The organism is Novosphingobium sp. G106 (assembly GCF_019075875.1).
Lineage (GTDB): Bacteria > Pseudomonadota > Alphaproteobacteria > Sphingomonadales > Sphingomonadaceae > Novosphingobium.
The window spans coordinates 6,158,568-6,172,107 of record NZ_JAHOOZ010000001.1; the positions used below are offsets into that span (position 1 = coordinate 6,158,568).

At 62.2% G+C, this 13,540-nt stretch carries 17 protein-coding genes and 2 pseudogenes; 6 read left to right on the forward strand and 13 right to left on the reverse strand.

The window, feature by feature from the left end; translation table 11 throughout:
- Nucleotides 1-4: 4 nt before the first annotated feature.
- Complete coding sequence (locus tag KRR38_RS30070; protein ID WP_217397441.1) at nucleotides 5-787, reverse strand: N-formylglutamate amidohydrolase; 783 nt, start codon at nucleotides 785-787, stop codon at nucleotides 5-7.
- A 16-nt stretch (nucleotides 788-803) separates the two neighbouring features.
- On the opposite strand from KRR38_RS30070, the gene KRR38_RS30075 reads away from it, so the two are divergent.
- A complete protein-coding gene (locus KRR38_RS30075; protein WP_217397443.1) occupies nucleotides 804-1,721 on the forward strand; it encodes a transglutaminase family protein in 918 nt (305 codons plus the stop codon).
- Nucleotides 1,722-2,534: a transglutaminase family protein gene (locus tag KRR38_RS30080; protein WP_217407038.1), complete on the forward strand. Its 813-nt coding sequence runs from the start codon at nucleotides 1,722-1,724 to the stop codon at nucleotides 2,532-2,534. It begins immediately after the preceding gene.
- Nucleotides 2,535-2,611: 77 nt separating this feature from the next.
- Here the strand turns inward: KRR38_RS30080 and KRR38_RS30085 are convergent, their stop codons facing one another.
- The 3 genes and pseudogenes from KRR38_RS30085 to KRR38_RS30100 form a co-directional block, all read right to left on the reverse strand.
- The gene (locus KRR38_RS30085; RefSeq protein ID WP_254515765.1) at nucleotides 2,612-3,076 is read right to left on the reverse strand and encodes a GNAT family N-acetyltransferase; all 465 of its coding nucleotides are present in this window, start codon (nucleotides 3,074-3,076) and stop codon (nucleotides 2,612-2,614) included.
- Between the two features lie 56 nt (nucleotides 3,077-3,132).
- A pseudogene (locus tag KRR38_RS37955) lies at nucleotides 3,133-4,352 on the reverse strand (NAD(P)/FAD-dependent oxidoreductase).
- 54 nt (nucleotides 4,353-4,406) lie between these two features.
- Complete coding sequence (locus KRR38_RS30100) at nucleotides 4,407-6,491, reverse strand: catalase (RefSeq protein WP_217397449.1); 2,085 nt, start codon at nucleotides 6,489-6,491, stop codon at nucleotides 4,407-4,409.
- A 53-nt stretch (nucleotides 6,492-6,544) separates the two neighbouring features.
- Between KRR38_RS30100 and KRR38_RS30105 the strand changes: the two genes are divergently transcribed.
- From KRR38_RS30105 to KRR38_RS30120, 4 genes are all read left to right on the forward strand, one after another.
- The gene (locus KRR38_RS30105; RefSeq protein ID WP_217407040.1) at nucleotides 6,545-7,024 is read left to right on the forward strand and encodes a hypothetical protein; all 480 of its coding nucleotides are present in this window, start codon (nucleotides 6,545-6,547) and stop codon (nucleotides 7,022-7,024) included.
- Complete coding sequence (locus tag KRR38_RS30110; protein ID WP_217407041.1) at nucleotides 7,000-8,232, forward strand: hypothetical protein; 1,233 nt, start codon at nucleotides 7,000-7,002, stop codon at nucleotides 8,230-8,232. Before KRR38_RS30105 ends, KRR38_RS30110 begins: the two co-directional genes overlap by 25 nt.
- Before the next feature lie 96 nt (nucleotides 8,233-8,328).
- Entirely contained in the window at nucleotides 8,329-8,487 is a 159-nt protein-coding gene (locus KRR38_RS30115) for a hypothetical protein (RefSeq protein WP_217407042.1), read from the forward strand.
- A 181-nt stretch (nucleotides 8,488-8,668) separates the two neighbouring features.
- A complete protein-coding gene (locus KRR38_RS30120) occupies nucleotides 8,669-9,094 on the forward strand; it encodes a hypothetical protein (RefSeq protein WP_217407043.1) in 426 nt (141 codons plus the stop codon).
- 962 nt (nucleotides 9,095-10,056) lie between these two features.
- Here the strand turns inward: KRR38_RS30120 and KRR38_RS37960 are convergent.
- The 9 genes and pseudogenes from KRR38_RS37960 to KRR38_RS36620 form a co-directional block, all read right to left on the reverse strand.
- Nucleotides 10,057-10,287, reverse strand: a complete 231-nt coding sequence (locus KRR38_RS37960; RefSeq protein ID WP_217407044.1) for an alpha-L-arabinofuranosidase C-terminal domain-containing protein — start codon at nucleotides 10,285-10,287, stop codon at nucleotides 10,057-10,059.
- A complete protein-coding gene (locus KRR38_RS30130) occupies nucleotides 10,284-10,706 on the reverse strand; it encodes an alpha-L-arabinofuranosidase C-terminal domain-containing protein (RefSeq protein ID WP_217407045.1) in 423 nt (140 codons plus the stop codon). Before KRR38_RS30130 ends, KRR38_RS37960 begins: the two co-directional genes overlap by 4 nt.
- A 51-nt stretch (nucleotides 10,707-10,757) precedes the next feature.
- Entirely contained in the window at nucleotides 10,758-10,946 is a 189-nt protein-coding gene (locus KRR38_RS30135; protein WP_217407046.1) for a CoA transferase, read from the reverse strand.
- 124 nt (nucleotides 10,947-11,070) lie between these two features.
- A complete protein-coding gene (locus KRR38_RS36595) occupies nucleotides 11,071-11,370 on the reverse strand; it encodes an aldehyde dehydrogenase family protein (protein WP_254515044.1) in 300 nt (99 codons plus the stop codon).
- Nucleotides 11,360-11,461, reverse strand: a complete 102-nt coding sequence (locus tag KRR38_RS36600; RefSeq protein WP_254515045.1) for a hypothetical protein — start codon at nucleotides 11,459-11,461, stop codon at nucleotides 11,360-11,362. The genes KRR38_RS36595 and KRR38_RS36600 overlap by 11 nt, the downstream gene beginning before the upstream one ends.
- Nucleotides 11,462-11,584: 123 nt before the next feature.
- The gene (locus KRR38_RS36605; RefSeq protein WP_254515046.1) at nucleotides 11,585-11,962 is read right to left on the reverse strand and encodes an aldehyde dehydrogenase family protein; all 378 of its coding nucleotides are present in this window, start codon (nucleotides 11,960-11,962) and stop codon (nucleotides 11,585-11,587) included.
- A gap of 29 nt (nucleotides 11,963-11,991) precedes the next feature.
- Nucleotides 11,992-12,309 (reverse strand): aldehyde dehydrogenase family protein, encoded by a 318-nt coding sequence (locus KRR38_RS36610; protein WP_309141174.1) that lies wholly within the window; start codon nucleotides 12,307-12,309, stop codon nucleotides 11,992-11,994.
- 38 nt (nucleotides 12,310-12,347) lie between these two features.
- Nucleotides 12,348-12,527, reverse strand: coding sequence for a hypothetical protein (locus tag KRR38_RS36615; protein ID WP_254515047.1), 180 nt, complete (start codon nucleotides 12,525-12,527; stop codon nucleotides 12,348-12,350).
- 424 nt (nucleotides 12,528-12,951) lie between these two features.
- Nucleotides 12,952-13,325, reverse strand: a pseudogene (locus KRR38_RS36620) (SDR family oxidoreductase).
- Between the last annotated feature and the right edge of the window lie 215 nt (nucleotides 13,326-13,540).

Here is a 13,540-nt window from a genome sequence, read left to right on the forward strand (position 1 = left end):
CTGCTCAAACATCGGGAGAGGCTTTCGCTTCCTCCATCGCTTGCGCCAAAATCCGGGCGATACGCTCCCATCCCCGCTCGTCGAAAATCTCGTTCTGTCTTATCTCGAGTTCGACGTATGGAATTTTCGCCGCGAAGGCATGGCTTGGAACGGTGAAATCGGTTTCGTCCATCCGGTAGGGCTCGTTGTCTCCGATCGTCAAACCCTCGATGGATTGTAGGGACGCAAGCACAGCTTGGGCGAAACGCGTGTTGCCTTCCGAATGCAGCACGCCGATTTCCCAAGGCCTGTCGATTTCGCCAAGCCGCGGCGTGAAGCTGTGGAGCGATACCAGGATTGTCGCCCGTCCAGCGGCGTTACGCTCGGCGAGCAGGCCCGCGATCGCCGCGTGATAGGGAAGAAATATCGCGTCGATGCGCTCCTGCGCGCTCCGCAGGGACAAGCCGATGTTGCCAGGAATGGCCGTTCCATCGCAGACCTGCGCAATCGAACCCCCATGGCCGACTTGGCGATTGCAGTCGATGACGAGCCGCGAATAGCGCTGCTCGACGAACGGCGCGTCGAGGATCGCAGAGAGCCGCTGACCGAGACGCGACACCCCGATGTCGAGTGCGATGTGTCGGCTGAGCTCCTGCGCGGCGAGGCCGAGGTTGTCGAGGCGTTCGGGGACCAAATTACCGGCGTGATCGCCCAGCAGCAGGAACAATGAACTTCCGCTGCGGTTAGTGATCCTGACCGGCGCAGCATCCCGAAAAGTGAGCAAGCCGCGGCTCGAACTGCTTGTCATGCTTCGTGGATTTCCGATGCCTTTGGTAAACCTGTCACACGTCACCACCTATACCTACAGCCAGCCGGTGCGTTTCGGCGAGCATAGGCTCATGGTGCGTCCGCGCGAGAGCTATGACCAGCACCTCCTGACCGCCGAGCTTGCAATCGATCCGGAGCCAAGCTCCGTTCGTTGGCTCCACGACGTCTTCGGCAATGCGGTGGCCATCGCCACCTTCGATCACCGCGCCGACTATCTGCGGATCGAGAGTACTGCCCGCCTAATCCACCATCCGAGCGAGCTCGAGGACGTTCACATCGAGGAATACGCGCGAACCTATCCCTTCACCTACTCTTCTGAAGAAATGCCGGATCTCCTACGCTCGATCGAGCGCCAGCATCTGGATCCGGCCCGCGCGATCGATACCTGGGCCAGGCGCTTCGTCGGCGCCCCCGACGCGAGCACGCTCGCCATGCTCACCGACATGACGAGCGCGATAAAGCGAGAGTTTACCTACTTGCCGCGCTATCAGAAGGGTACTCAGACGCCGCTCGAAACGCTGGAGCGCAAGACCGGCACTTGCCGTGACTACGCAATGCTGATGATCGAGGCCGTGCGCGCGCTCGGCCTCGCTGCGCGGTTCGTCTCGGGCTACGTCTACAATCCCTCGGGCCGTCGCCGGCGGCTCGGCGGCGGCAACACCCATGCTTGGGTGCGCGTCTACCTACCGGGATCGGGCTGGGTGGAGTTCGACCCGACCAACGCGATCACCGGCACAAGCGGCCTCATCCGCGTCGCGGTCGCGCGCGACATCTATCAGGCTATCCCTGTCTCCGGGACGTGGTCGGGTTTTCCCGGAAGCTACCTCGGCATGGACGTTTCGGTCGATGCCCATGTCGAGATCTCAGAGCCGTCCGGCTCGACCCCGCCAACCCTGTCTTCTGGAGTTTCCTGAATGCTCATCCGGGCCGGCTACAACATCCGTTTGGAAAGCGACGTGGCGACGCCGATGCTGGCGGCGCTCAGCATTCACCCCTCGCGAAACAAGGATCTGCGCACACCGCATCGGATCGTCACGACGCCGGAGGTGCCGATCTACGACTATATCGACCAGTTCGGGAATATCTGCTCGCGCGTGACGATCCCAAGCGGCGGGCTGACCTTGGCCTGCGATTTCACCATTGAGGACGATGGACAGCCGGATCCTGCCGCACCGGACGCGATCCAGCATGCGATCGAGGATCTGCCCGATGACATCCTCGTCTACTTGCTCGCCAGCCGCTACTGCGAAACCGACCGGCTCGCCGAGACAGCCTGGTCGCTATTCGGTGCCACGCAGCCCGGTTGGGTCCGTGTGCAGGCGATAGTCGCTTTCGTGCATGATCATATCGAGTTCGGCTACCATCACGCGCGGTCGTCGCGCACGGCTTGGGAAGGCTATCAGGAGCAGATCGGCGTCTGCCGCGACTTCGCGCACCTGGCGATTACCCTGTGCCGCTGCATGAATATCCCCGCGCGTTATTGCACCGGCTATCTCGGTGATATCGGCGTACCGGCGGTCGACGCACCAATGGACTTCTCTGCCTGGTTCGATGTCTATTTGGGCGGTGAATGGTACACTTTCGATGCGCGCCATAACGCACCGCGGATCGGTCGCATCCTGATGGCGCGGGGGCGGGATGCGACTGACGCAGCTCTGACCACCACCTTTGGGCCGACAAGTCTTGCCAATTTTGAAGTCCATACAGATGAGGTCGCCGGGGGATAATTTACGCTAGGCCAAGTTTGGCCGATGGCAGTTCACCCAGGCGATCTCACAGGCGGAATTCGGGTAAGACCATGTGCTCAGGCACCAAGGGTTCGGGTCATATATGTTGCGCCCGCGCCGTAGCTGGCGAGCTTCTCCCTCATTGCAGGTTCGTCAGCCTCCGCAAATCCCGCTTTGGCCCAGAAGGCGGTGGCGTCATTGACTGCGACAAGCGCGATCGCGCGCCAACCGTCGCGGCGTGCCTGATCGGCTAACCGGTCGATGATGATCCGCGTGAGGTTCTTGCCCTGCGCCTCGCGGAGAAGAGCCAGATCATGCAGATAGAGCACCTCGGCGTCGTTCGGGAGGGCTTGGACCAGGCTATTGAGCGGCGGCGCGCTTCGCGCCGTCCACGGATAGGCAATGAGGTACCCCAGCATCCTGCCGGTTCCCCTCGTCGAGTACGAAGCATCCCTGAGGAAAGAGCTTAAGCCGCTCGGCAAAGCAGCGCCTGTCCTCGAAGTGATCAGGAAAGGCTTCGCGAGCAACGCGAATGACACCATCGAGATCACTGATCGCCATTTCGCGCCAGAAGGCCTCGCTTGCCGGCCCTCCCATATCAAAAGCCGGTTTTCGCGCTGAACCGGTAGGGATCAAAGCAGGCTGCATCAGGATCGATCCGTCCGGCGAAGCCCTCGGACAGCAGATCGGCCGCGAGCGCCGCAAATGCGATGCCGTTGCCGCCGAAGCCGGCGGCAAGCCAGACACGGTGCATATGGGCGGCACGTCCGATGGCAGGGAGGCCGTCGGGAGAACTGCCGAAAGTCGCCGACCACGCGCTATCGACGGGCAGCGGGTCCGAACCCAGCAAGGCAGCAAGCTTGGCGGCGATCGTGCCGGCCTTGGTTCCGATCAAGGCATCGCGTCGTTGGGCATCGATCACGCTTTCGTCCTCGCCGCCGGCGATGACCCGGCCCTCGGCATCCACGCGGATATAGAGATAGGGATCCGATGCCTCCCAGATCATGGCATTCTCGCGCCACAGCGGCGCAGTGCCCGGGGATGTGGCCATGACGAATGTCGAAAGGAGTTTGAACTGCGACGGCAGAAACAGCGTCGCACGCTCATAGCCGCTGGCTAAGACCACCTGACGCGCCTCTAGCCTATTCCCCTCGGCCAGCGAGAGGGTCACGCCCTGTTCGTGCTCGTCCATCGCGATGACGTCGCAGGGGTAGTGGACCCGCGCGCCGCGCGTCTCGCGATATCGAGCATCCCGTGCGCCAGTTGCACCGGATCGACTTCGAAGCCGCCATCGGAAACGATCGCCGCGCGCGGCCGAATGCCGAAGCGCCGTGCGACCGCATCGCCATCCAGAAAGGCGCTGGGCAAACCATGACGCTCGTGGAACGCCGCCTCTCGTCGCAGGCCGTCCGCATCGAGCTGGCCGCCCGCAAGATAGACGGTGGGGCGATCTAGCCGCGCGCAATCGATCCCGAGCGCGTCGATCCGATCGGCGAGACCGCGAACCGCGTGGTAGACGCGCGTCCAGCGCCGCGCGGCTTCCGCCTCTCCGATATCCGCCGCAAGCGTGCTCATCGGAACGTCCATCGCCCACATCGATTCGGCCGTCGAAGCTGCGGTGCTCCCCATTCCGGAAGGGCGACGGTCGAGCACTACTACCGAATGTCCCTCGGCGCTGAAGCGTTCGGCGAGGATCGAACCCATGACGCCCGAGCCGATGACGGCGACGTCGCTTCGCCCATCCGCCAGCGGATCGGCCCGAGGAATGTCCCAGGCATCCTCATTCCACGACGGGCGCCCGCCGCGTAGATCCGGGATTCGGTCAGGGTCACAGGCGCTGTGCCAGGCGTGCGAATTCGATGGCCGCGAGCCTCATGCCAGGGTTCGAAGCTTTGGCTCGCGGGCGTAGAAGCGGCGCGAAGCAGCCTTCAAGAATTTCGCGTCGAGGCCCGTGACCCCGTCGTCCGGCTCCACGCCCGCCTTGTCGAGCAGAGGTCTGGCAGCCGAACTCGCGCCAATGGCCTTGAGGTGGCCGAAGGCATCCATGACGAACTGGACCGCGGCGCCCTCCTTGAGCAGGGCGGCGGTGCCCGCCTCGGACAGTACGAGTGCGACTGCATCGAAAATCTGACTGGGCGATCCCGCAAGTTGGCCATCGGCCTTGCAGACCCTGCCGTCGCTCAGCTTCGCGCCGCCCACCTTGGGTGCGACGATGACAGGCTTGCCCTTGGCTTTCTTCACCGCTGCGACCACGGCGTCGAGCTCCGTCGCATCGGTTCCGTCGGCGATCAGAATGCCGACCGCGCGGCCTTCGAGCGTGTCGTGCATGTTCTTGTGGATCGACAGGGCATCGGATTGCGGCATGTCCACCGGCGCGCGGGCGGCCGGCGCCTTCTTCGGCAAAGGAATGCCCAGCCCTTCGGCGACGCGCTTGGCCAGGTCCTCGTCGACGTTGCGCAGATTGGCGACCATACGACCAGGAACCTGGTCGAGCAGGCCGACCTTCGACAGTTCGAACACGAAGGACGAGGCGATATGCGCCTGCTCGCTTTCCGTCTGCGAGATAAAAAACAGCCTGGCCTGGCTATAATGGTCGGCAAAGGTCTCTGAGCGCACGCGCAGCTTGTCGCCTTCCTCGCTTTCGCCGGTCGGCTCGGTCGTCGTGGCGAAGCCCTTGGCCGGGGTCTCGCGCGGCCCGCCTTCCTCGCCGTGATCGGTGAGGCTGTTGGGTTCGTAGTTGCCGCGGCCCTTGGGCACCATCATTTGCATCTGGCCGTCGCGCTGGAAGTTCTGGAAGGGGCAGCGCGGTGCGTTGACCGGGATCTGGTGAAAGTTGGCCGTGCCCAGGCGCGATTTCTGCGTGTCGAGATAGGAGAACAGCCGGCCCTGGAGCAGTGGGTCGTTCGAGAAGTCGATGCCCGGCACGATATTGGCCGGACAGAAGGCAACCTGCTCGGTTTCGGCGAAGAAGTTGTCGACGTTGCGGTCCAGCACCAGCCGGCCGATGATGCGGACTGGCACGTCGTCTTCGGGGATCAGCTTGGTGGGGTCGAGCACGTCATAAGGCTGAGCTTCCGCGAAAGCCTTGTCGAAAACCTGAATGCCGAGCTCCCACTCGGGGAAATTGCCGCTGTCGATCGCCTCGAACAGGTCGCGGCGATGATAGTCGTTATCGGCGGCCTGGAGCTTGAGAGCTTCGTCCCAAATCGTCGACTGCAGGCCGAGCTTGGGTTTCCAGTGGAACTTCACGAAGTGACTTTCGCCCGCCTCATTCACCAGAACGAAGGTGTGGATGCCGAAGCCCTCCATCGTGCGCAGCGAACGTGGCAGGGTGCGGTCGGACATCGCCCACATCAACATGTGGGTCGTCTCCGGCATCAGCGAAGCCCAGTCCCAGAAGGTATCGTGCGCGCTCCCCGCCTGCGGATAGCCGCGGTCGGCCTCCATCTTCACGGCATGGACCAGGTCGGGAAATTTAATCGCGTCCTGGATGAAGAAAACCGGGATGTTGTTGCCGACGAGGTCCCAATTGCCTTCGGTGGTGTAGAACTTGACCGCGAAGCCGCGGACGTCGCGCGGTGTGTCGACCGAACCTGCGCCTCCGGCGACGGTGGAGAAGCGAACGAAGGTCTCGGTCCGCTCGCCCTTACGGAACAGCGCGGCCTTGGTGAGATCGGAAATGTCGGCAGTCGCTTCGAAATAGCCGTGCGCGCCCGAACCGCGGGCATGGACGATCCGCTCGGGGATCCGTTCATGGTCGAAGTGGAAGATCTTCTCGCGCAGGACGAAGTCCTCAAGCAGCGTCGGCCCGCGCGCGCCACTGCGTAGCGAATTCTGGTTGTCCGAAACCGCGATGCCCTGGTTCGTCGTCAGCATCTCAGCCGAGGCGCGGCCGTCGACTGTCTGGTGGGTCTCGCCGCCATTGCTGCCGGGGGTCTTCTTGGTGGGCTGGGCCATGATCGATCCTTGTGCGGGCTAAGTTACCGTCCAACACGCGAGGCGCGGATTTGATGCGTGCCGGATGTTTTTCGGCTGGGCATTCGCCATCCCATGGCGCGACGCAGGACCGCTGGTTCGGAACGTTCGCTCACCCCGCGCATTTGCAGGCGATGATCCCCGCTCGGCGGCAAGTCAAAGTCGCCATCATCCTTGCCGCGGTCTTCACCGCTTTTTTGGCTCTGGTCGCGGGTGCCTTTCCGGCGAGCTGGCTCAAGGGACTTGCAGAACGCAAGCTTAGCGCCGAGCTCGCGCGCCCGGTGACGATCGCGGCGCTGGAGCGCGAAAGCCCGTTCTCGTTCACGCCGATCCTCCGCGTGAAGGGTGTCGACATCCCGCAGGCCAAGTGGGCAGGGCCGGGCAAACTCGCGTCGATCGCGTCATTGCGGGTGCGGGTTGCGGTTCTGCCCGCGATTTTCGGCCGTGCAAATCCGCAAGTGCTGTCAGCCGGAAGGTCACGCTCGATTTCGTGCGCGATGCCGACAAGCGCGTGAACTGGCGGAATGGCACGCCGGGCGAAGACGGATCGGGCACTCCTATTTCGCTCGCCGCAATCCAATCGGTAAAGGCTGAAGTTCGCTACCGCGACGCGCATCAGAAGCGCTCGCTGCGCCTCCAGGTCACGATCGATCCGCACCGCGGGCTTGTCGCGGCGGGAACCGGAGAGATAGACGGCAATCCCGTCACGCTCGCCTTGAAAGGCCCCGCGAGCAAGGCCGACGAGCGCTGGCCGTTCGAAGCGAGCATTTCGGGGCCGGCGATCGACATGCGCATGAAAGGCGAGATGGTGGGCCCGTTGCGCACCGATGACATGACGCTGCGCATGACCGCACGAGCCAGCGACCTGAAGCTCATCGATCGCGTGATCGAGGCTGGCTTGTTCGGGACGCAGCCCGTCCATCTCGCCGCAGACGTCACTCACAAGGCTAGGCGATGGACGATCAGCGATCTGTCCGGGACGATCGGAACGAGCCGGCTTGCCGGCCGGCTTGTCGTCGACAAGGTCGGCGGCCGGTCCAAACTCGACGGCGATATCCGGTTCGCTCGCCTCGACTTCGGGGACCTATCGACCGATGCCGGGCAGGCGGCTGCGCGCGCGTTGGAACAGCGCGAGGGCAAGCTCATTCCCAACACGCGGATCAACATCCGCAAGATCAAGAACACCGACGGGCGCCTCGCGATCCGCATAGACAACATAGTGGGTGCCGGCTCTTCGGCGCTGCGCAGCATGGAAGGCGTGCTCACCCTCGACCACCGCCTGCTGGTCGCCAAGCCGTTCACGATGCGCCTCAGCCGAGGGGTCATTGCGGGCGAGGTTCGCGTCGACCAGCGCCAGGGTCAGGCGCAGCCGACGGTCGCCATCGCGCTCGACATGCGCGGCAGCAGCATCGATGCGCTCGCCGGCGGCACGGGCGAGATCGACGCACCGGTCGACGGGAGAGCACGCCTGACCGGCGTGGGCGACACCATCCGTGAGGTCGTGGGGCAATCCGACGGCACGATCGGCGTCATGGCTCAAGGTGGCTCGTTGCCGGCGAAACTCGCGAGCCTGCTGGGCTTCGATGTCGGTAGGGACTCTTCACCGGTGAGGGCAAGCAGGCCGCGCTGCGCTGCGCGGCGCTGCGCCTCGACATGCGTCGCGGAATCGGTACGGCGGCGCCGGTCCTTGTCGACACCAGCGAAAGCCAGACGCGAGGCGTAGGCACGATAACGTTCCCCGAAGAGCGGATCGCCTTGACGCTGACCGGCGCGCCCAAACGCAATTCCGTTCTTCGCCTGCCCGGATCGGTCTCTGCGCTTGGAACGATCCGCGATCCCTCGATCATGGTCCCGCGAGACGTCCAAGTCGTTCGGCAACGTGCTGAAGGCGGTCGGCCGCGCGTTGACCGGCAAACAGGGTCCCGAGGCGGTCGATACCGATTGCGCGGCGCTGCGCAATCGAACGCTCGGCTTCTGACGCCAACATAGCCGACCTTCAGCGGTTCAAAACGGCTCCCCAATATCTGCCATCGGTTCATCTGCTCCTTGCCGAACCTAGGTGGATCAGGATCCACAACCCTTCGACAATCGTTTGGCATAAGTCGTGGACGATGGACTGACCGATCGCTGGAATTATCCGGCAGAGATTGCCGACGGGCGTGACGCCCTATGTTCAAGGCATGGTCTGCTCAAGGCCGCTTTTTGAACTATGCCTTCAAGGCCCGCCGCACCGCTACGTCCCACCGCTTACGCACAAGACCCGCAACCAGGTGACGCCGGGGCGGACGTACCGACTGTCTGTGAATGCGATCGGCGAGCTTCTGGACTATAGTGTGCGCGGGGCGAGGAACTACGCTGGGCACGCGGATCGGCTTCTTCCCTTTCGCCGATATCTGAGCGCCGCGATTTGCACGCTGGCGCGCCCCGACGCGATCTACGACATGAACGTAGATCGCAACCGCGAACAGTGGATGCAGAACGAGCGGATGTTCGCGCTCAATCCGGCCGGGAGGATCCAGACCAAGAAGTTCCGTCCGATCGGCGGTTGTAGATCTCCTGCATTTCTGGCTTTCGTCGACGGATGAGTGGTTCGTCTGTTCGGAACGCAGCAGCTACGATGACTCCGAGGGGAGGGATGTGGTGACCCAGGTCAAGCCGGCCTCGTCCGCTCCGCCTGGGATGGCGCGCGCCAGCACCTTGGCATCCCAGACGGCTGAGGGTGCCAAATTGATCCGCCACAGCATGGCGACGATCCTCGCAGATCGCCGGGTCGATCTCATCGAGCTCGAGATGGCGCTAGGGCATAGGAGTTTTTGGCAGAACAACGAGCCGCTATGCCGTCTTCGATCCGGAGTATCTGGGCACCATCGCGGGGGATCGACGACGTGGTTTCGGACCTAGCCAAGATGGCTGCCGCTTTCATTTCACGCAAAAATCCAATGAAATACTGGCACTGCCGAGCTTAGGGCGAGAAGCAAAAGCCCCGCTAACGTCTTGCGTTAGCGGGGCTTTTTACTGAATGGCGACTGGTGGGCGTAGCAAGGTTGAACTTGCGACCCCTACGATGTCAACGAAATGGTTGGCGTCAAAAATGGCGGTTTTCCGTCATTTTTTCGCATTCATAACCGCGGAACGTGCCATGAACATATCGTGATTCTGCGCGAAGTTCACCCAAGTTTCACCCAAAAATTTTGGGCACAATAGCCGCCAAGGAGCTTAGCGGCGTCGCTAGCTGATCGGTCGCTTGTCGCGGACTGATAGCCCACTTATTTCGTCTCGAACTGCCGTGTGAGAAAACCGCGACCGCGCCTCATAAATTGAGACTGCACGTCGTTGTTTCCCAGAACGAGGACAAGCGAATCACCCCAATGAGCAATCCCAGGTCGATGCGTGTCGACAGATCCCGAGCGAATTTCATCACGATCAACGAGTTTGCGGCCATCGTAAAACCCCCTGATCACGGACATTCGACCGCGGGTGATGGGCTCTCAAAAGCGGTGATCCATTGAGGTCGCTGCCAAGTCTGCGAAGCCGCTTAGGACCAGTTTTATTTCGGAACCTGGACAACCGTGACCGAGCGCGCGGGCAGAGTGAAATGCAGTTTCTCGTCTTTGAGCGGTGCTCGAATGAGACGGGGCGGGACTGCATTGGGTCTCTCGAAGCTGTTGATCTCATCGAGCCTCTCGGCGGTCAGTGTTTCACCCTGGGCTCCTTTGGCTGGAACCCCGTCATTCGCCAAGTCCAACTCTACCGACTTGTCGGGATCGAGAGTGGTCATTGCCAGCCAAATGTGGCCGTCTCTCGCCTTGCAGCCATCGCATCGAGACTCGGCAGATTGATCTGGCCCGAGACATAACGCCCGGCGTCGATTTCAATGGGCAGCGCCGTTGCATCCTGAAAAGGAACGTACATGCGAAACACGTGGTAGCTCGGCGTAAGGTTCAATCTGGGTCCGTCAGTCAGGACCATCGACTGCAGAATGTTCACCACCCGCGCGATGTTCGCCATGCGCACGCGGTCGGCGAGATTGATCGCCGCGGTGATGGCGTCGCGAATGGAGTTCTGTTGTTGAATGTACATGGCGGGGGTTCCTGCCAGAGGCTTGAGCCAGTTCCCCCATCCATCACGACGAGCGCGACCTGCTTCTGGGATCGTATTTGTCCATGTTCGCGAATTTTTTTGGATCAGAAGATCCATCTCATAAGCGTTATGGACAGGCCCTCGTCTGTAGAGATATCGACTCCGCCGCTACGCTTGCCGCAGTTCCGGGTGCTTCATCATGCCGTTGCGCAGCGGATCGACCTTGCGACCGAACGGACTAATGAAGCCGCGCTGGGTGTCGCCGGGCACCGGGCGCTCGATTTTGATAAAATCCGCCCCCCAATCAGGAAAGCACTCCGCCCGCCGCCGGTACGAAAGTGAACTGCGCCACTTCAAGGGCCCCCAATGCCCTTCATAACTTGCGTCATCGATGGTCCTTCCACTGTGCCATTATGTCACCGCGACGACGGGTAAAGGCGTCGTCCGTCGGCAGTCTCCTAACTTCCGACGCCACCATGCCCTAGTTAAGACGTGACCTTGGTTCGAGATATTCCTCGAAGCCTTCGAGGCCCCATTCCTTGCCAAGCCCGCTCTGCTTGTATCCGCCGAAGGGGAGATCGACATCCATCGACATACCGCCGTTGACACCGACCGTGCCGGTGCGGATGCGCTTGGCAACGCGGACCGCGCGGAGCTCGTCGCCCGACACGACACTGCCAGACAGTCCGTATTCGCTGTCGTTGGCGATACGGATCGCGTCTTCATCGTCTTTGAAAGGTATGACTACAAGAACAGGACCAAAGATTTCCTCACGCCGCAATTGTCATGTCGTTGGTAACGTCGACAAAACAGGTCGGCTCGATGAAGAAGCCGCCGCCCTTATCGGTGGCTATCTGACCGCCGGCGATCAACCTGGCGCCTTCGCTTGCCGGCTTCGATGTAGCCCATGACCCGGTCACGCTGGCGCTGCAGAAATCAACGGTCCCATGAAATTCGTGGGGTCCTCTGCCTTGCCCCACAACTGCGCGTAAGCGTCATAGGCGTGTTCCAGCACCGTCACCGCTTCGTCGTAGCGGCTTTCGGTACCAACAGTCGCGTGATCGTCGCGCAGCCCTTGCCCCCGTGATAGCAAACGTCGACTGACCCACAGCCTCGGCGAAATTGGGGGCGTTCTCGAAGATAATAGCTGCGGACTTGCCGCCCAGCTCAAGGAACAGGCGCTTGAGCGTCGGGCCGCCTATCTCCATGATGCGGCGGCACCGCAGTCGAGCCGGTGAGAAGGAAATCACGTCGACGCGCGGATCGGTAACCGGTATTTCACCCAGCAGGGCCGGCTCCTTGCCGCTCACCACGTTCAGCACGCCCGCGGGGAAGCCGGCCTCGGCTGCGAGTTCGCCGATGATCGTGCTCATCAAAGGCGTGTCCGGCGCCGGCTTCAGGATCACGGTACAGCCGAGACAGCAGCGCAGGGATCACCTGCCCACCGTGATATAGAGCGGACGTTCAAGGGTATGATAGCCCCCACCACGCCAGCCAGCTCCTTGACCAGGAGGCGGCGATGGACAGGGCCCCAAACCTCCTTGTCGAGCATGGCCTTCTCCCACTCGATCGTGCCGTAGATCTCGAATAGCTGTCGAAGTGATTCGAGGGCCGCGGCATTGGCCATATTGACGGCGCCCATGGCCGCCCCCGTTTCGTGGATGGCAATGTCGACTAGCCTCTGGCGATTGGCCTTCATCAGTTCGGCCAGCTTGTGCACCAGCGCCAGGCGTTTGTCCGAGGTGGTGGAGCGATCCGCTATGATCGAACGCGCGCCGCGCCGCGGCGGGATCCTTCTTCCATGTCCTCGGCGGAGGCATCGGCCGCATAGGCGACCACCTCACCGGTCCAGGGACTGATATCCTCGTATTTGGCGCCGTTTGCCGCATCGCGCAGCTGGCCATCGATGTAGAGTTTGCCTTCGGAAGGAAATGTCATGGAGTAATCCTGCTCAATTGAGACCGGCCTTGCCGTGCCATGGCGATCAAATGGAAACGATCAGCCGGACTTGCGCGCTTGGTAGGTGGCTATGTCGAGATGCGCTCGGCGGGTAGATCGATCAGATACCGAAACAGGCCGGTCGCCGATTCATATTGGGTCGAGCCCCGCTCCATCGGATTGAAACCTCGTTGGAGGCACGCTTGGAAGAAACGCATCCCTGCTTCGGGTTCCCATGACGGCCGACTGGCCCGGGCCGGTCATTTTGACCCGCGCGAACCGTTGTGACCCGGATATCCCGGTTTTCCAGTTCGAGCTGCGGGCCCTTGGGAAGCAGCTCCAAGCCTGCCTTTGTGGACTGGTAGACCAGCAAGTGCGGGAACGGCATGTCGACCGATTACGAGCTGATGTTGATAATCAGCCCTCACCGTTCCAGCATGGGAATGGCCGACCGCGAGCAGAGCATTGGTCCCGCAAGATTAGTTAGGATGCCGTTCATGATCTGATCGTCGGACGCTTCTTCGTCGAAAGGATCGAAGACCGCGGCGTTGTTGATCAAAACGTCGATCGGGGATAGACGCCGGCGATCTCCGCGAATGCGGGCTTGACCGATGCGGGCGACATGACGTCGCAGGCGGCCGCCATGGCACGCTCGCCGATGCCCCTTGCCACCTCCTGCACCTTGGCCAGCGTACGGCCCAGCAGCACGACCTGCTCCCCGTCGCTCGCAAACCGCTGCGCCAACGCCCTGCCCAAACCACCATTTGCACCCGTGATCACGATCACCTTATCGACCATTCGGATACTCCCAATAGCATCGTAAGAGCCTGTATCAGAGCGGATTCGGCGTCCTTCATGAACAGCTCTTCGATGTCTCCAGACGTGATCGGACGCGCCTCTTCCCCTTCGGCGAGAGAGGGCCGCGCCGCCGCTCGAGCGAACTGACGTATCGACGCCCTGCTCCGCCGCTTGGCGCCGCAGAGCCGCCACGGTTAGGTCTTCGCGGCGATGAT